Origin of the sequence: Streptomyces sp. NPDC101191 (assembly GCF_044767915.1) — a bacterium.
Lineage (GTDB): Bacteria > Actinomycetota > Actinomycetes > Streptomycetales > Streptomycetaceae > Streptomyces.
Genome location: NZ_JBIWOU010000001.1, coordinates 936,666 through 954,599 on the forward strand (window position 1 = coordinate 936,666; position 17,934 = coordinate 954,599).

Annotated in this window: 13 protein-coding genes; 5 read left to right on the forward strand and 8 right to left on the reverse strand. The window is 75.8% G+C overall.

What is annotated here, in order from left to right:
• The first annotated feature begins 130 nt into the window (after nt 1-130).
• Nucleotides 131-1,141, forward strand: coding sequence for a methyltransferase (locus ACIRQF_RS04120; protein WP_404088661.1), 1,011 nt, complete (start codon nt 131-133; stop codon nt 1,139-1,141).
• A 63-nt stretch (nt 1,142-1,204) separates the two neighbouring features.
• Here ACIRQF_RS04120 and ACIRQF_RS04125 read toward each other — a convergent pair whose 3' ends face one another.
• The 6 genes from ACIRQF_RS04125 to ACIRQF_RS04150 form a co-directional block, all read right to left on the reverse strand.
• Nucleotides 1,205-1,864 carry a hypothetical protein gene (locus tag ACIRQF_RS04125; protein ID WP_389751495.1) on the reverse strand — a complete coding sequence of 220 codons (660 nt, stop codon included), beginning with the start codon at nt 1,862-1,864 and terminating at the stop codon, nt 1,205-1,207.
• 622 nt (nt 1,865-2,486) lie between these two features.
• On the reverse strand, nt 2,487-5,096 hold the full coding sequence (locus tag ACIRQF_RS04130; RefSeq protein ID WP_404088665.1) for an ABC transporter permease: 2,610 nt from the start codon (nt 5,094-5,096) through the stop codon (nt 2,487-2,489).
• A gap of 55 nt (nt 5,097-5,151) precedes the next feature.
• The gene (locus ACIRQF_RS04135; RefSeq protein WP_404088669.1) at nt 5,152-5,931 is read right to left on the reverse strand and encodes an ABC transporter ATP-binding protein; all 780 of its coding nucleotides are present in this window, start codon (nt 5,929-5,931) and stop codon (nt 5,152-5,154) included.
• 250 nt (nt 5,932-6,181) lie between these two features.
• On the reverse strand, nt 6,182-6,808 hold the full coding sequence (locus ACIRQF_RS04140; RefSeq protein WP_389751639.1) for a response regulator: 627 nt from the start codon (nt 6,806-6,808) through the stop codon (nt 6,182-6,184).
• A 50-nt stretch (nt 6,809-6,858) separates the two neighbouring features.
• Entirely contained in the window at nt 6,859-8,526 is a 1,668-nt protein-coding gene (locus ACIRQF_RS04145) for a sensor histidine kinase (RefSeq protein ID WP_404089523.1), read from the reverse strand.
• A gap of 216 nt (nt 8,527-8,742) precedes the next feature.
• Nucleotides 8,743-9,177: a VOC family protein gene (locus ACIRQF_RS04150; protein ID WP_376636791.1), complete on the reverse strand. Its 435-nt coding sequence runs from the start codon at nt 9,175-9,177 to the stop codon at nt 8,743-8,745.
• Nucleotides 9,178-9,465: 288 nt separating this feature from the next.
• On the opposite strand from ACIRQF_RS04150, the gene ACIRQF_RS04155 reads away from it, so the two are divergent.
• The 3 genes from ACIRQF_RS04155 (at nt 9,466) to ACIRQF_RS04165 (ending at nt 14,633) form a co-directional block, all read left to right on the forward strand.
• Nucleotides 9,466-10,242, forward strand: a complete 777-nt coding sequence (locus tag ACIRQF_RS04155) for an NPP1 family protein (RefSeq protein ID WP_404088672.1) — start codon at nt 9,466-9,468, stop codon at nt 10,240-10,242.
• A gap of 134 nt (nt 10,243-10,376) precedes the next feature.
• Entirely contained in the window at nt 10,377-13,763 is a 3,387-nt protein-coding gene (locus ACIRQF_RS04160) for an AfsR/SARP family transcriptional regulator (RefSeq protein ID WP_404088675.1), read from the forward strand.
• A 174-nt stretch (nt 13,764-13,937) separates the two neighbouring features.
• A complete protein-coding gene (locus tag ACIRQF_RS04165) occupies nt 13,938-14,633 on the forward strand; it encodes a YoaK family protein (RefSeq protein ID WP_404088678.1) in 696 nt (231 codons plus the stop codon).
• A gap of 120 nt (nt 14,634-14,753) precedes the next feature.
• Here the strand turns inward: ACIRQF_RS04165 and ACIRQF_RS04170 are convergent, their stop codons facing one another.
• Complete coding sequence (locus ACIRQF_RS04170; RefSeq protein ID WP_389751478.1) at nt 14,754-15,692, reverse strand: MerR family transcriptional regulator; 939 nt, start codon at nt 15,690-15,692, stop codon at nt 14,754-14,756.
• A gap of 2 nt (nt 15,693-15,694) precedes the next feature.
• Nucleotides 15,695-16,186, reverse strand: a complete 492-nt coding sequence (locus tag ACIRQF_RS04175; RefSeq protein WP_404088681.1) for a hypothetical protein — start codon at nt 16,184-16,186, stop codon at nt 15,695-15,697.
• Between the two features lie 193 nt (nt 16,187-16,379).
• Here ACIRQF_RS04175 and ACIRQF_RS04180 point away from each other — a divergent pair, with 193 nt between their 5' ends.
• Nucleotides 16,380-17,888, forward strand: a complete 1,509-nt coding sequence (locus tag ACIRQF_RS04180) for an alpha/beta hydrolase (RefSeq protein WP_404088684.1) — start codon at nt 16,380-16,382, stop codon at nt 17,886-17,888.
• The last annotated feature ends 46 nt before the right edge of the window (nt 17,889-17,934 follow it).

Sequence of the window (17,934 nt, forward strand, 5' to 3'; positions counted from 1 at the left end):
CTTGCCTGGCGAGAGGAAGCCCTGGGGCCCGGGGCCGCGCGCCTCGCACCGTCGCCGATCGGGTCATCCGAGCCCATGGGCACCGGCACACCGCACATCGCACATCGCACATCGAGAAGGAGACCCTGCCATGACCGACGACCCGCAGGCCCTCCGGGCCGCGATCGAGCTCGTCACCGGCGCCTGGCGCACCCAGGCCGTCCACGTCGCCGCCCGGCTCCGGCTGCCGGACCTGGTGGCCGCCGGCCACCGCGACGCCGCGCGGCTCGCCGCGGCCACCGGCGTGGACGAGGACGTCGTCCACCGCCTGCTGCGCCTCCTCGTGCTGCTGGGCGTCTTCGAGACGGACGGCGAGGGCGGCTGGCGCACCACCCCGGTCGGCGAACTGCTCCGGGACCGGCCGGGCTCGCTGCGCGACACGTGCCTGCTGTACGGCGAGGAGTTCTATCGGGCGTGGGGCCACGCCGCCGAGTCCCTGACCAGCGGCACCCCCGGCTTCGATCTGGCCCACGGCGAGCCGCTGCTCGCGTACCTGGCCGACGACGAGGAGGCGGCGGGGCGTTTCCAGCGGGCCATAGGAGAGGCCGGGAACGCCGCCTTCGACGCGGTGCCGGCCGCCCTCGGCCTGTCCGGGCGGCAGCGGGTGGTGGACGTCGGAGGCGGCAACGGGCGGCTGCTCGCCACCGTCCTCACGGCCGCCCCGGACGCCCGCGGGGTGCTCGTCGACCTGCCGCACACCCTGCCGCCGGCCCGTGACCATCTGGCCGCCTCCGTCGGCCTCGACCGGGTGGAGCTGCGCGGCCAGGACATGTTCGCCGCCCCCTTGCCGGCGGGCGGCGACGTGTACCTGCTGTCACGGGTGCTCGGCCGCTGGGACGACGAGCACTGCGTACGCCTGCTCGGCCGGGTGCGGGACGAACTCACGCCGGACGCGAGGCTGTTCGTCATGGACCGGATGCCCACCGACGACGGCACCGGAACGCTGGCCGCCCTGTGGGACCTGCACCTGCTGGTGGTGGAGGGCGGCCGGGAGCGCTCCCTGGACGCCTACAAGGCCCTGCTCAGGCGTTCGGGTCTCGCCCTCGAACGGGTCGTGGAGCTTCCCCTGGAGACCACGGGGCTGGTCGCGGCCACGGCCTGAGGCGTCGGCGTCCGCCGTCGGCCGGCCCACCGGCGGGGCGGCGGGCCGGCCGTGGGGATCCGCTCAGCCCGTCACGGTGACCGACTGCGCCGGGTCGGTCGTGTCGGAGATGCGGTAGGTGGCGCTGAAGGTGGCCGACTGGTTGCCCGTCGGGCAGAGGAAGCCGCCCGTGACGGTGGCCGGGACGGGGGCGCCCGAGATCGCGAGGGTGGACGGGGCGCCGTTGGTCCAGGTGCCGTTGACGGCGGTGGGGCCGGTGGGCGAGGCGGTGATGGTGCAGGAGGCGAAGCCGCTGGTCTTCAGGACGACGCCGCCCTTCGGGATGGTGAATCCGCCGGTGGCGGGGGCGCCGTTCTGGGCGGTGAGGGTCCAGGCGCCGTTGGTGGAGTTGGCCGTGACGGTGACGCTCACGCCGACGATGCTGGTGGTACAGCCGCTGAAGCTGGGCGGGTTGACCGGGGCGGAGACCGGGCCGGCGGCGTTGTGGTTCGCGGGGGCCGCGGGGACCTGGTTGTTGGCGCCGGTCGTCGGCACGGAGGCGGAGACGGTGCAGGTCATGGTCGTGGAACCGGCGACGAAGGTGGCCTTCCCGGTGAGCTGGGCGGAGAAGGAGTGGCCGGCCGGCTGCAGCGTGGTCGACGCCGCGGCCTGGGGGCCCGTGGCGCCGAGGGTGAGGGCAGCGGCGGCGGCGAGGCCGGTCGCGGAGACGAGCAGCTTGGACATGGGGATCTCCTCGGTGTCGGAGTGTGGGGAGCGAGGAGGTGCGGATGCGTGCTGCGGAGCGGACGGAGCGCGTACTCGGAACTGGTGCGCGTGCGGTTGCGCGGTGCCGATGCGGGGGTCCGGTGCCCGGGGCGGGGGGTGCGCGCGAAGTGACTTGAGAGTAGAACCGGCCGGTAGGGGTGTCCAGGTAGGATTTCCGCCACTACTGACGAATCGTCAGACAGCCTGGTCCGACTCGATACCTGGACGCTCGGGCCGCTCCCCGGCGCCCCTTACCGAGCCGACACGGGCGCGCGGCTCGTGGAGGAGCTGTACGCCGGGGAAGCCGGCGTCCGCCGCGAACCGGCGACGGCCCGCCTACGCCAACGCCCCCGGAGCGGAGCCTCGTCCGGGGGCGGCGGTGAGCGGCGATGTCGGCGTACGACGCTCAGAGCCGGGGTCCGGAAGCCCCCACGGCTCCCGTCGGTCGTCGACCCCGGCCCCACCGATCCTGCCGTGTCCTGCGCCGGGTTCCGCGATCTTCCGGCACGTCCCACACGATCCGGCGAAGCCGCCCTCTTCCTTGACGGCCCGCGCGCCCCTCGCGCGCCCCGCCCCCGGACCGCGCCCCGCCCGGACCGTGTCAGGCGTCGGCGACCGCGCGCAGCGGTCCGAGCGCGGCGGCCCGGCGGGCGGGCAGCGCGGCCGCCGCGACGCCTGCTGCGAGCGAGAGGACGACGACCAGGGCGACGGTGCCCCACGGCGGCGAGAACGCGTACTGGGGAATGGCCCCGTTCGCGAGCCCGCTCACCCGCCACGCCGCGAACAGGCCGCAGACCAGACCGAGCAGCGTGCCGTACGCGGCGACCGTGAGCGATTCGAGCCGGATCATGCGCCGCACGCCGGAGCGGTCCAGGCCGAGTGCCCGCAGCACACCGATCTCGCGGGTGCGTTCGGCGACGGACAGGGCGAGGGTGTTGACCATCCCGAGCGCGGAGATGGCCACACCGATGGCGAGCAGCCCGACGACCAGCGTGATCAGATCACCGGCGACGCCCGCCTGCTCCCGGACCAGCTGGGCGCGGCTCCGCACCGTCAGCAGGGGACTGTGGTCGACGGCCCCGCGGAGCCTCTTCTCCAGATCGGGCGCGGCGCCGCCGGTCCCGGTGACCGTCACGAGGACCCGCTGCACGGAGCCGGGCAGGAAGCCGTACCGCTGGACGTCACCGCGGAGGGCGAGGACGTCCTGGGCGGTGGGGTTGTCCTCGTAGATCCCGACGACGGTGAAGGACGGCTGACGGGCCTCCCGCGGAGAGCCGGGGGCGGGGCCCGCCCCGGTGCCGGGGCCGATGCCGGCTTCGATCCGGCTCCCGACACCGACCCGCTGTTCGCGGGCGAAGCTGCCGGAGACGGCGATCCGGCCCGGGCCGATGTCCTGGACGGACCCCGCCGTGAAGTGGAGTCTCATGACGTCCCGCACGGTCTTCGGGTCCACGCCGGACACCTGCCGGACGGAGCCGCCGGCGGAGAACGTGGAGTCGGCGACGGCGGAGACGGTCGCGACACCGGGCAGCTCGGCCACCCGTCGGACGGCGGCCGCGTCGACGGCGGTCGTGCTGGTGCCGCGCGTACCGATGACGTAGTCCGCGCCGAGTCCCGCGGCCGCCTGGGAGTCCAGGGCACGGCCTGCGGAGTGGTCGACGGCGGCCAGTCCGGAGACGAGCGCGGTGCTGACCATCAGGGCCATGGCCGTGGCGGCGGTACGGCGCGGATCGCGCAGCGCGTTGTCCCTGGCCAGGTCGCCCACGACGCCGAGGCGGGCGGTGAGCCGGCCGATGAGCCGGATCACCGGACGCGCGAGAAGCGGCGCGAGCACGATCAGACCCGTCACGAGGACGCCGCAACCGGCCATCGCCGTCTGCAGGTTCGCGTCCGAGGCGTCTTCGGCGTCGCTCAGGGAGACGAGCAGGCCGGCGCCGAGCAACAGCGCGACCGTGCCGACCGCGGCACGGAGCCGGGACGGCCCGGGAGCGGACGCGGAGTGCTGCTCGACGGCGCGCAGCGCCTCGACGGGAGCGATCCGGGCGGCACGGCGTGAGGGCAGCCACGCGGCGAGGACGGTGACGCCCACCCCGACGACGAGGGAGGCGAGCACGGGGCCGGGGCCGACGACGAGCGGTCCTCGCGGCACGGGGTCGTCCGCGGTGCCGAGAAGTCCGGGCAGGACGGAGGCGACCCCGAGCCCCAGGGCGAATCCGGCGGCGGACGCGAGGAGTCCGACGAGCGCGGCCTCGGCGAGCACGGAGCCGACGACCTGGCGGCGGGTGGCACCGATCGCGCGCAGCAGCGCGATCTCCCGGGAGCGGCGCGTGACGAGCATGGTGAACGTGTTGACGATGAGGAACGAGCCGATGAAGAGCGACACCACGGCGAAGATCTGCGGCAGCCGGGAGTAGCTCGCGGTTCTGGTGTCGATGAAGACCGCCTGCTGGGCGGCCTTCGCGGCGGCCGTGGAGGCCTCGGCCCGGCCGGCCGGCAACAACGCCTCGACCCGCCGGGCGAGTGCGAACGCGTCGGTGCCGGGCGTGGCGGACAGGTCGATCCCGGTGTAGCGACCGGGGGCGGCGAACAGCTTCTGCGCGGTGGCCCGGTCGAAGAGGGCGAGGGTGCCGCCGGAGGTGACCCGGGTGTCGTCGGTCGAGACGAGGCCCACCAGCCTCATCCGCAGCACCGGCCCGTCGACGGCCAGGACGACGGTGTCACCGAGGCCGTACCCGCCGGCCGCGGCCGTGCCCCGCTCCAGCGCCACCTCCCCGGCCGTGCGCGGGGCACGCCCGGCGGTCAGCGGGTGGCGCGCGTCCGTGCCGTCGGCCCCGGGGACGTACGCGGTGGCCAGTCGGCCCATCGCGTCGTCGGCGCGCATCGGTGAGCCGTCCTTCGCGGCGAGCGTGACCGAGCCGTCCACCGTCGGCCGGGCGGCGGCCACCCCGGGCACGGCGGCCAGCCGGGCCACGAGCGCGTCGTCGAGGGCGGGGGCGCGCCGGTCGGCGGGGGCGCCCGGGGCGTACGTGGGTTCGACGGTGACCGCGACGCCGGCATAGCTCTTCGCGAAGGAGGCGCGGTAGGCGGCCGTGGTGGTGTCGGCGAAGACGAGCGAGCCGGAGACGAACGCGACGCCGAGGGCGACCGCGAGGACGGTCATGATCAGTCGGGCCTTGTGCGCGAGGACGTTGCGCAGGGCTGTTCGCAGCATGGTGTGCTTTCGACGGAGGAGCGGAAGAGGGACGCGAGGCGGGCGGTGACCGGCCTCAGGACGTACGGCCGCGGGCCTCGAAGGCGAGCATCCGGTCCAGGACGGCCCCGGAGCTCGGCTCGTGGAGTTCGTCCACCAGGCGTCCGTCGGCGAGGAACACGACGCGGTCGGCGTGGGCGGCGGCCGCGGGGTCGTGGGTGACCATGACCACGGTCTGGCCGAGTTCGCGCACCGATTCCCGGAGGAAGCCGAGCACCTCGGCGCCGGAACGGGAGTCGAGGTTGCCGGTGGGCTCGTCGGCGAAGACGATCTCGGGTCGGGAGACGAGGGCCCGGGCCACGGCGACCCGCTGCTGCTGACCTCCGGAGAGCTGGGCGGGCCGGTGCGCGAGCCGCCCCGCGAGCCCGACGGTGGCGACGACGGCGTCCAGCCACGCGGTGTCCGGCCGCCGCCCGGCCAGCCGCAGGGGCAGCGTGATGTTCTCGAGCGCGGTGAGGGTCGGCAGCAGGTTGAACCCCTGGAACACGAAGCCGACCTTCTCCCGGCGCAACCGGGTGAGTTCGCGGTCGGCCAGCCCGGACAGTTCGACGTCGCCGATCCGGGCCGAGCCGGAGCTCACCGGGTCCAGGCCGGCCATGCAGTGCATCAGCGTGGACTTGCCGGACCCGGAGGGGCCCATGACGGCGGTGAACCGCCCCCGGGCGAACTCCACGGAGACCCGGTCGAGCGCGGTGACGCGGGTCTCGCCCCTGCCGTAGGTCTTGGTCAGACCGGTCGCGCGTGCGGCGGCCGGCGCCACGAGGGCGGTGCGGGAGGAAGGGAAGGACTGTGACATGGCAACTCCGCCTGGCGTGCGACGGCCCGGGAGGAGCTCCGAGGGCCGGGGACGGATTCATCCTCACGGCCCTGATCTGCGAAAAGGTCGTGCTGGAGGCGGGACTTGGCCTCTGTCGAAAGTCCGGTGGGGAAGAGGGCTCCTCTGCCGGATGACCGGTGGGGGCGGGGTGCTCTCCGCCGAAGGGCGGAGGGATGGCGTTCGGTCCTCCGTGTCCGCCCGGCCGCGGGTCGCCCCGGCCGGGGACCCGTCAGGATGCCAGGCCGGTGCGGTGGGCCAGGAGGGCGGCCTGCACGCGGCTGGTCGAGCCGGTCTTGTCCAGGATGGCGCCCACGTGGGTCTTCACCGTGCCCGTGCCGATGCCGAGCCGGTCGGCGACGTCCTGGTTGGACAGGCCTTGGCCGAGCATCGCCAGGACCTCCCGCTCGCGCGCGGTGAGGCGGGCGATCCGCTCGTCCGCGGCCGGGCCGCCCTGGTCCAGCGGGTCGTGGGCGCGCAGCATCCGTGCGACGACCGTCCCGGTGACGCCCGGCGAGAGCACGGCGTCGCCGGCGGCGGCCGCCCGTACCGCGCTGATCAGCTCCTGCGGCCCGTCGTCCTTCAGGAGGAACCCGGCGGCGCCCGCGCGCAGCGCCCGTACGACGTTCTCGTCCTCGCCGAAGGTCGTCAGCATCACCACGCGCGGCGCGGGGTCGAGCGCGAGCAGCGGGGCGATCGCGGCGAGCCCGTCGCACACCGGCATCCGGATGTCGAGCAGCACCACGTCGGGGTGGTGGGCGGCGGCCAGTTCGACGGCCTGCCGTCCGTCCGCGGCCTCGGCGACGACATCGATGCCCTCGGCGTGCCGGAGGATCAGGCGCACACCGTGCCGGATCATCGTCTCGTCGTCGGCGAGCAGGACACGGACGGGCGGCCGGTCGGTTCCGGTCACGGGGTCTCCCAGGGTGAGGCGTCCCGGACCGACGGGACGGTGAAGCGGTCGATGGCGATGAGGCGCTGCGAGGCGTCGAAGCAGTAGCGGGCGACGGTGAGGGCCCCGGGACGGGACTCGGTGGCTCCGGCGAACGGGTAGACGCAGCCGGCCGTCCCGGTGGGGCGAGGGGGCTCGTGCCCGGTGGCGGCGGCGCGGACGGCCGCGTTGTCCAGGACGCCGGCGGCCGACACCTCGTCGTAGGTCATGCCGACCCGGGGCAACGGGCGCGGACCGGCGTCCCGGTGCGGCGCGCTCGCGTACACGAAGGCGACGCCGAGGACCATGAGCACGCTCAACGCCCCGAGCCCCAGGGCGAGCGTGAGCCGGTGCGCGGTGAGGCGCTCCGGGGGAAGCCCGGGGCGCCCCGCGTCACCGTCCTCGCCGGGACCACCCGACGGTGCGCCGGGAGCCCACCGCGCGGGCGCGGGGACCGGGTCGGGGACGGAGGAGTCGTCCGGTTCGGTCGGCACGCTCGCGTCGACCCGGAAGCCGCCTGACGGGAGCGGCGCGGCGTCGAAGGCCCCGCCCAGGAGTTCGACCCGCTCCCGGAGCCCGGTGAGCCCGCGGCCCGTGCCGATGCCGGTCAGGGGGCCCGTGCCGATGCCGGTCAGGGGGGCGGGTGGGGCGGGCGGGGCGCCGTTGCGCACGGCGACGCGTACGCTCCCGTCCTGGTGGGTGACGCTCACGGTGACGTGCGCGTCGGGCGCGTAACGGTGCACGTTGGTCAGCGACTCGCGGACGACCCGGTGCACGGCGCGGCGCACCCGCGCCGGCCGGGCGTCGAGGTCGGGACCGGTCCAGTCGAGGCCCACGGCGATGCCTCCGTCGCGCGACTCGGCCACCAGGGTCTCGATGTCGGCGCGGGTGCCGGTGGCGTCGGTGAGCGCCTCGGACCCGGTGTCCCGCCCGAGCGGCCCGAGCACGCCGAGGGCCTGGCGGAGCTCGCGCATGGCGTCGCGGGTGGTGCGCCGCACGAGTACGGCTTCCTCACGCAGCTCGGGGTCGGCGGCCTCCAGAGCGAGCTCCAGTCCACCGGCGTGCAGCGAGATGAGACTGAGCCGGTGTCCGACGAGGTCGTGCATCTCGGCGGCGATACGGGACCGCTCGTGCATGCGGGCCTCGCTGTCGGCGAACCGCCTGGCCCGCTCGGCCGCGTCCCCGCGCTCGCGCAGCGCCCGCACGAGCCGTCGCTGCTGCCCGTACGAGGTGCCGACCAGCCCGGGCACGACCACGGCGGTCGCGGTGAGCACCAGCCCGAGCGCGAGCCCGTACGGCATGGCCCCCGGCCCGATCAGCGGCGCGGACAGCGTCGCGCACCCCACGACGAGGAGGGCTGCCCCGCCGAGCAACCGGGCCCGCCGCCGCACGGACACCGTCCGCCGGGCGACGGTGTAGGCGGTCGCGGCGGCCACCGGCCCGACACAGGGCGCGAGCCCCGTGAGCACGGCGAGCACCGGCAGCACGGGCGCGGGAAGGCGACGCCGCAACGGAAACAGCCCGACCCCGACGACGAGGGCGAACAGCTGCGCGAGCGGGTGGGTCAGGAAGTCGAGGTACCCGACCGCTCCCCACACCCCGAGGCCCGCGGACGCGACCCCGGCCGTCTCCGCCACGGGCCGCAGCGCCACGGATGCCGTCCCCCGGGACGGCCGGGCAGGGACGGAGGCGGAAAACGGAGGATTGCGTACCACGCCGACCAGTATCGACGCCGATGGCCCGCGAGCCCGTGCACCTCACGGCGGAGGTGCACCTCCGCCGAAAGACAGAGGCGGTGGGGCCGGCCTCCCCCTTCGGTCAGGCCCGCCCCGCGGAGCCGCCCCGGCGGTTCCGCAGGGGGCTCAGTCGAGACAGAACTCGTTGCCCTCCACGTCCTGCATCGGGATGCAGGACTCGTTGACGCCGTCGGCACGCAGCACTTGCACGCACACCGCGCCGAGCGCGACCAGCCGTGCGCACTCGGCCTCCAGAACGGCGAGACGCTCCTCGCCCACCAGCCCGGTGCCGACCCGTACGTCGAGATGCACCCGGTTCTTGACGACCCTGCCTTCGGGGACGCGCTGGAAGTACAGACGCGGGCCCACGCCTGTGGGGTCCGTGCAGGCGAACGCCGCACCCTGGCGCTCGGGCGGCAGCGAACGGTCGAAGTCGGCCCACGTGGCGTACCCCTCCGGCGGGGGCGGTACGACGTACCCCAGCACCTCGCACCAGAAGCGGGCGACGCGCTCGGGTTCCTTGCAGTCGAAGGTGACCTGGAACTGCTTGACCGATGCCATCGCACCACCGTAGCAGGAGGTCCTGCGCCTCATCTCCCTTGCGGATTGCGCAGGTTGGGGATGCCACCGCAGGCGGGTGACCGGGCACCGGCCGGCAGGCGGGGCTCGTGCGGGCGGACCACGACGTGCTCCGTGCGCCACTCCGGCGGGGCACGGGCCGCACGCCCGACCGGTCCGGCACGCACCCGCCGGCGCGAGCGTTCGGTCGGCGTTCAGGTGGGCGGCCTTGACGGTCCGTCGGCGCGGCTGCCAGGGTCTGGGCCGCCCCTCACCGCGCTAGGAGTTGACATGCCCCTGCAATCATCGTCCAGGGCCCGGCGGTCGGCGTTCGCCACCGTGCTGTGCGCCCTGCTCCTCGTCCTCGGCGTGCCGGCCACCGCCCACGCCGCCGTGCTCCCGCCGCTCCCCCAGAACGCCGAAGGCCTCGACCAGACCTTCGCCCCGGTGTACGACTTCGACACCGACGGCTGCTACATGACCGCCGCCATAGGCGCCGACGGCACCCTCAACCCCGGCCTCAAGCTCGGCGGCGACGTCAACGGCCGGTGCCACGACCCCGCCCAGCTCGCCGCCGCCAACAGCTACTCCCGTTCGAAGTGCAACAACGGCTGGTGCGCCGTCATGTACGCCGGCTATTACGAGAAGGACCAGGCCACCCTCGGCCCCCTCGCCATCGGGCACACCCACGACTGGGAGCACGTGGTCGTGTGGATCAACGCCGACGAGGTCAAGTACGTGTCGGTGTCGCAGCACAGCGGCTACCAGATCGCCGCGCGCTCGGCCGTACGCTTCGACGGCACCCACCCCAAGATCGTCTACCACAAGGACGGCATCTCCACCCACTGCTACCGCTTCGCCAACGCCACCGACGACCGCATCGAGAACTCCACCGGCGGCTGGTTCCACCCTCGGCTCGTCGGCTGGAACGGCTACCCGGCAGGCCTGCGCGACAAGCTGACGGGCGCGAACTTCGGCTCGGCCACGCTGAAGATCCGCGACTCCGACTTCTCCTCCCACCTGAGCCGCTCCATGCCGGCCGGCATCCCGTTCGACCCCAACGCCTGACACCTCCGCTTTCGGCCGGGGACCGCCGGTTCCGGCCTCATCCCACGTCTGGAGGGTTCCGACAAAGGCCCTGGGCCGGGACGTGGGGATACTGGTAGGCCCACGGAAGAGAACAGAGTGACAGGGAGGGCCGGGTGGAGTTCCGCCTGCTCGGGACGGTGTCCATCGCGGCCGAGGCAGGTGAGCTGCCGCTCGGCCCCGCCAAGCGGCGCAGCGTACTCGCGGCGCTGCTGCTGCGCGCGAACGCCGTGGTTCCCGTCGACCGCCTGATCGACACGGTCTGGGAGGAGGACCCGCCCGCCCGCGCCCGGACCGTCGTGCAGGGACACGTCTCGCGGCTACGGGCGCTGTTCGAGCAGGGCGGGGCCGAGGACTACGGGGTGGAGCTGGCCACCCACGCCCAGGCGTACGAGCTGCGCATGCCCGACCAGCTCCTCGACACCCACCGCTTCGAGGAGCTGGTCCAGCTCGCCGGGCACCAGAAGCACCCGGGGGACGCGGTCCTCATGCTCCGCGAGGCCCTGGCCCTGTGGCGGGGCCCCGCCCTCACCGGCACGGTCGCGAGCGAGTACCTGCTCGTCGCGGCCCGCGCCCTGGAGGAGACACGGCTCGTCACCGTGGAACAGCTGGCCGCGGCCTACGGACGCCTCGGGGAGCACGCCAAGGCAGCGGCCATCCTGCGCGCGGAGGCCGCCGCGAACCCCCTCCGCGAGTCCCTCGCGGCCACGCTGATCCTGTCCCTGTACCGGGCCGGCCACCAGTCCGACGCCCTGGACTGCTACCACCGCACCCGCACCCAACTCGCCGACGAACTGGGCGTCGACCCCGGTCCCGCGCTGCGCGCCGCGTACGAGGCGGTGCTGCGCGGGCTGCCGTCGTCCGGCCAGGCCGTGCCGTGGCCCGGCAGCGCCGAACCCGGGCCCTCGGGCCGGTCGGCGCCGGGCGCAGCGCCCGGTCCCGACGCCGCCCGCCACCTGCCGGGCGGCGCCCCCGGCCACCAGGACGCCGGGCGCGGCCCGGGCGGGCCGGGTCCTGCCGGGGCGCCGGACGTCATGGGCCACATGGGCCACATGGGCCACATGGGTCCCGCGAGCGCGGCAGGTCCGCAGAGCTCCCCGGGCCCGGCCGACCCGCTCGGCCCGGGCGGCACCCTCGGGCACGGCGGCGGGCACGGTCCGGGCGGCGCCCCCGCGCACGGCGGCGCCCACGGTCCGAGCGGCACGCCCATCCACGGATACGACCCGGCGCACGGCGGTGCACCCGCCCACGGCGGCGCCCACGAGCCCTCCCGCTCCCCCGCCCGAGGCGGCTCCGACGCCCAGGGCGCCGGCCTCGGCCGGGGCGACTCCCCGGCGTCGGTCGGCGGGCTCCCGTACGAGGGTGGCCACGCCTCGGCCGGCGCGCCCGCCTGGGGCGGGTCCCAGCCCGGAGGCGCCGTCACCACCGGCCGTGTGCCCGCCGGTTCCCACCCCGGCGACGCCCTCCCGAACGGCGTCGCGGCCGCGGGCGGTCCCTTCCCCCTCTCCTCCTCGCCCTCCGCCCCCGCGGCCGAGGCCGGACCCCCCGCCGACGCCTGGGGAGCCCCGGCGACCAGCCCGCCGCCCGCGGGCTCCGCGGCCGCCTCCGCGCCCACGGCCTTCCCCGTCCCCGACCTCCTCCCCCGCACTCCCCGCGGCTTCCTCGGCCGGGCGCGGGAGCTCGACGCGCTCGACGCCGCCGTGGACACCGCACGGGTGGCGCTGGTCACCGGGCCCGCCGGGGTGGGGAAGACCGCGCTCGCGTTGCACTGGGCGCATCGACGGGCCGGGGACTTCCCGGACGGGGTGCTGTACGCGGACCTGCGGGGCTTCAGTGCCGACGACGGCCTCGACGCGGCCGATGTGCTGCGGGAGTTCCTGCCGGCGCTCGGTGTGCCGCCGCGGCAGGTGCCGGAGTCGGCGACGGCCGCCGCCGCCCTGTACCGCTCCCTCACCGAGGACCGGGCCCTGCTGGTCGTCCTGGACAACGTGCGCAGTGCCGACCGCGCCCGGCCGCTGCTGCCCGCCGGAGCGCGGAGCGCGACCGTGGTGACCTCGCGGCTGCGGCTCGGCGGGCTGGTCGTCAGCGAGCTCGCACGGCCGGTGCCCCTCGGCGTCCTCGGGCCCGAGGAGTCGGCCGCGCTGCTCGCGGCGGCGGTCGGCGCCGAGCGCGTCGCCGCCGAACCGGAAGCCGCCCGCCGGCTCGCCGAGCTGTGCGACGGCCTGCCGCTCGCGCTGCGGGTCACCGCCGCGCAGCTGGCCGCGCGGCCGGGGTGGCGGCTCGCGGACCTGGCCGCGGAACTCGCCGACGAGCAGCGCCGGCTGGCCCTGCTCTCGGTGGACGGCGCCGACGGGGCGGACGTGCCCGCGGCGCTGCGGCTGACCGTGCAGGGGCTGCCGGAGGAGGCGGGCCGGCTGTTCCGGCAGCTGGGGGTGGTCGCGGTCACCGATCTCGACCGCCAGGCGGCCGCCGCGCTGCTCGACCGGGCGCCCGCGGTCGCCGCCGAGGCCCTCGACCGGCTCTGCGACGCCCATCTGCTCACGGAGTGGGCGCCGGGCCGGCACTCGCTGCACGATCTCGTACGGCTCTACGCCCGCAGTCTCGACCCCGACGAGGACGCCCTGCTGCGGCTCCTCGACCACTACACGCTGACGGCCATGGCGGCCGCACGGGCCGCCGAGCCCGACGACCAACCGTGCTGCGTGGCGCCGCCGCAGTCCCGGGTGCCGCGTACCACCCCGTCCTTCGCGGGCCGGGACGCCGCGCTGCTCTGGTACGCCTCGGAACGGGACAACCTCGCCGCGGCCGTCGCCGCCGCGCGGGCCGCCGGACACCACGACCGGGCCTGGCGGCTCGGCATCCTCCAGTGGCCGTACATCCTGTGGAACAGCCACGACGGATGGGTGCCGCTGCTGGAGGACGCCGTCGACTCGGCCGCCCGGGTCGGCGACCCGGACGCCGAGTCACGGGCCAGGGCGCTGCTCGGCTGGCTGCTCACCCAGGACGGCCGGCTCGCCGAGGCCCTGGTGCACCTGCGGCTCGCGCCCCCGCTCGCGGCGCGCGCGGGCGAACCGTCCAGCGAGGCGACCGCCCTGGTCAACCTCGCCGTCGCGCTCGACCGGACCGGGGTGACCCCCGAGTCGCTCGACCACACGGCGCGTGCCGTCGCGCTCGTACGCGGCACGGGTGACGTGATGACGGAGGTCCTGGCCCTGGAGCACCGCTCCCGCCAACTCCTCTCGTCGGGCGACCCGTCCGCGGCCCTCGCCTGCGCCCGCGAGGGACTCGGCCTCGACGGCGACATCGTCAACGGCCTGGTCGGCATCCGGCACAGCATGCTCCACACCACGGTCGGCGCGGCGCTGCTCGACCTGGGCCGCCCGACCGACGCGGAAGCGGCACTCGTCCGGGCCCGCGAACTGGGCCTGGCCCACGGCTACCAGGAGGGCGTCCGCCGAGCGGACGCGGAACTCGCCCGCCTCCGCGAGCCGGCGGACCGGTAGGTCCTGTCCTTCGGATCAGCCGGCCGGTTCCGACAGACACGACAGGAAGCTTCGGCGACCGTTGCGACGGTTCGGCCGTCCGGTCGCGGGGGCTCCGTGGCCCTGATCCACTGGGGCCATGACGGACGGAGGACGGCGGCGTGGTGGATGCGGGGCGCCCGGGGGTGACCGCCGGTGAGCGGGGGCGGGTACCGGCCCCCGGGGACGCGGGCGTGGCGGCTGTTTCCGGACACCGGGCATTTCGGTGCGCTCCCGGGGCTGCTGATCGTCCTGACCTTCACGAGCGGGTTGGTCGACGCGGCCAGTTTCCTCGGTCTCGGGCATGTGTTCGTGGCCAACATGACGGGCAACGTGGTCTTCTGCGGCTTCGCGCTGGCCGGCGCGGCCGGACTGTCGGCGACGGCCTCGCTCACCGCGCTGAGCGCCTTTCTCCTCGGTGCGGCGGCGGGCGGGCGCTGGCGGCGGGGAGCGCGGGCCGTGCCGTTCCGTCCGCTGGTCGGGCTGCAGACGATCCTGCTCGCGGCCGCGCTCGTCGCCCAGCAGACCGGTGCGAGCCGCTACCCCGTGCTCGTCCTGATGGGCGGCGCCATGGGTCTGCAGAACGCCGTCGTGCACCGGCTGGCGGTCCCCGACCTCACGACCACCGTCCTCACCCGTACGCTCACGGGTCTGGCGGCGGACCGCTGGGGCGCTCCCTCGCTGCGCCGGCTGCTCTCCGCCCTGACCCTGTTCCTGGGCGCCCTGGCCGGAGCGCTGTTGCTGCTGCACGCGGGGCTCGGGTGGGCGCTGGGCCTGGCCGTCGCGATGCCGACGCTCGTGGCGGCCGCCCCTTTCGCCGGCGAGCGGCGCGGCGGATCCCGACCGGCGTGAGCCCGGGCGGGTGGGCCCGTGAGCCCGACGCGAGTGCCACGAACGACAGCGGAGGAGGCGGTGGTCCGGAGCTTCCCCGGCGACCCTCATCGTGCTCGTCCGCCGTGCTTCCCGGCGGGTTCACCAGGTCCACGCCGAAGCCGGCGCGATCCCCGGCGGCCCCCTGAAGTCCGACTTCAGGGCGGCGCACAGCCAGCCGTGGGCGGCCCCCGGGGTGGGGCCGTCCCGCTCGGTCGCCAGCCGGCCGGCGAGCTGCCAGTAGCGGCCGATCAGCGGGTCCGCGCTCGCGACCATCAGCCGGGCGAGCCTGTGCCGGAAGGCCCGGTTGTCGCGGGCGCCGAGCGCGTCCGCGTAGGCGGCGACGAAGCGGTCCAGGGCCTCGCCGCGGGCGGGCGCCCGCCCCGCCCGCAGGTCCGGCGCCGCCAGGTCGTACGCCTCGCCCAGCCCGGCGTACAGCACCCCCGGCCGGTGGTCCGTGTCCGCCAGGTGCACGACGGGCGGGGCCGCCCCGGCGACCAGGGCGTGCAGCCGTGCGAAGACCAGCACCTGAGCGGGCGTCGGATCGGCCGGGGGCTGCGGAACGGCAGCGTCCACGACGGTGGCGGCGACGGCGGCCGGCACGCGTACGGGGAGGGTGCGCCGCCAGAAACGCGCGAGTGCCGTCGTGTCGGGCGGCAGCGAGACGTCGCCGAGCAGCCGCAGCCGCTCGACCCGCTCCTCCGGCGTGCAGTCGCGCAGCAGGCGCAGCGACGCCTCCCGCCAGCGCAGCGTGGTCAGCCGGCCGCTCACCTCGCCCAGCCGGCGGGCGACGACGTCCTCCAGGGCGTCGTCCTCGTCGAGGATCCGGCCGACGTCCGACACGGGGAGGTCGAGCGCGCGCAGCGAGCGGATGAGCCGGAGCCGCTCCAGGGCCCCGGGGCCGTACCGGCGGTGTCCGCCGCCGCTGCGGGCGGCCTCGGGCAGCAGCCCCCGGTCGGAGTAGAAGCGGACGGTCTTGACGGTCACTCCGGCCCGCTCGGCGAGTTCGCCGATGCTCCATCGGCCGTCGTCCTCGGTCACGGTCACGGTCCGGCCGGGGGCTGCGGGAGCTGCGGAAGGGGGAACTCCGGCCGGGCGTACGGACCGTCCTGGGCCACCGCCGGGTCCGCGCCCGGGATGCCGGCGTCGGGCTCGGCGTCGTCGACCGGGGCGCGGTCGACGACGGCGGGACCGGGGAGCTCCCCGAAGCGGCGGGTGTTCGTCGACACGACCGTGCGTCCGGTCGCCTCCGGGACGTGGTGCGTGCCCGGCACGTCGGTGTCGAGCAGCTCGGGGTGCGGCGCCTCGTCCGGCGGGCCGCCCGGGTGGTGGGGCACGGCGTCGGCGCCCGCCGGCGCCGGCTCCACGGCGGCCGCGTCCCGCGGGTCCGCGGTACGGACCTCCTCGTTGCCCGCCCCAGGACGCAGCGCCCGGTCGACCGGGACCAGCCGTACCGCGGCGGCGCGCGGCGCCTCCCGCGGCACGGAACCGGCGGTCCCCGCAGCGCCCGTCGTCGTTACCGTGTCCGTTCCCACGCCGCCGCCCTCCTCTCCGGCCTTCCTTCGCGTCGCCCCCACTCTCGCATCCCGGTCACCGTTCTCCTCGCGTCGGTTGAGGTCGGGGCCGGTCGCCGGGCCGCGCGTCACCGGCGCTTGAACCTCCCCCAGGGGGAGTTCCTACCGTGCCGCCCGTACGGACGAGGGCGTCGCGAGACGAGGAGAGAGCGGGATGGCGGTTTTCGTTTTGGTGTCCGGGCCGTTCACCGGCGGGTGGGTGTGGCGGGAGGTGGTGACGCGGCTGCGGGAGACCGGGGCCGAGGCGTACGGGGTGACGCTCTCCGGGATGGCTGACGGGGGCGAGTCGCCGGCGGTCGCGGCCGCGGACGTCGATCTGGAACGGCACGTCGAGGACGTCGTGGGGGTGATCGACGGGATCGGGGCCGACGAGGAGGTCGTGCTCGTCGGGCACGACTACGGGATCCATCCGGTGCTCGGCGCCGCCGACCGGCGGCCGGAGCGGTGCGCGCGGGTGGTGTACCTGGACGCCGGAATGCCGGGGGACGGCGACACGCCCCTCGCGCTCGTGCCCGACGCCTCCGTCGCCGAACGCGCCGGCGGGGCCGGCGGGGCCAGCGGGTCGGTGCCGGCGCCCTCGGGCGGGGAGTGGGCGCGTTGGGGCAGCACGGCGGGCCTGTCGGCCGCGGACCTGGCGCGGCTCGACCGGATGGCCGTGCCGCAGCCGTTGCGGACCCTCACCCAGCCCTTGCGGCTCAGGGGTAACCCCTTCGACCGGCCGGTGACGGGTGTGCTGTGCACGGCGAACGGTTCCGGGATCGCGATGGTCGAGATGCTGCTCGCTTCGGGTCCGCCCGAGTTCCGCGTGCTCGCCGGTCCGCGGGTCGGGTTCTTCGAACTCGACACCGGCCACTGGCCGATGCTCTCCGCACCGGGCCCGCTGGCCGAGGTGCTGCTGCGGGCCGCGGCCGACGAGGGGCGTCGGCTGACCGTCCCGGACGGCCCGCCGTCCGCCCGAACGGAGACGTTCCTGCTGGACGTGGCGGAGCGACCGCGCGAGCGCCGGGGAACGGTCGACCTGCACCTCCCCGAGGCCGAAGGGCCGTGGCCCGCCGTCCTGTTCGTCCACGGCGGACCGGTCTCGCCGGACCGACGGCCCACGCCGCGCGACTCACCGACCTTCCTCGGGTACGGGGCGTACCTGGCGGGCCTGGGCGCGGTCGGTGCGACCCTGGACCACCGGCTGTACGGGCTCGACGCCTATCCGAACGCGGCCGAGGACGTCGCCGCGGCGGTGGAGCTGGTCCGGGCGGACCCCCGCGTCGACGGCGAGCGGATCGCCCTGTGGTTCCTGTCCGCCGGCGGTCTGCTCGCGGCGGACTGGCTGGCGGCTCCTCCGCCGTGGCTGCGGTGCGTGGCGCTGACCTATCCGCTGCTCGCGGCGCCGCCGGACTGGCGCGCCGTGCCGGAGCGGTTCCGTCCGGTGGACGCGGTGGGGGCCTCGAGCCCGCCGGTCGTCCTGACCCGGGCGGGCCTGGAGCACCCCGTCTTCCAGGCGACCGTCGACGCGTTCCTCGTGGCCGCCGGGAGGGCGGGCGCGGAGGTCGACCTGGTCGACGTGCCGCACGCCCACCACGGTTTCGAGACATCGGACCACACCGACGAGACCCGGGCGGCGGTGGCCAGGGCCGCCCGGGCCGTCCTGGCCCGTCTGAGGGTCTGATCGCAGGGCGTGGCGAAGGGGCGGCCCCGGTAGGCCTTTGGCTCCG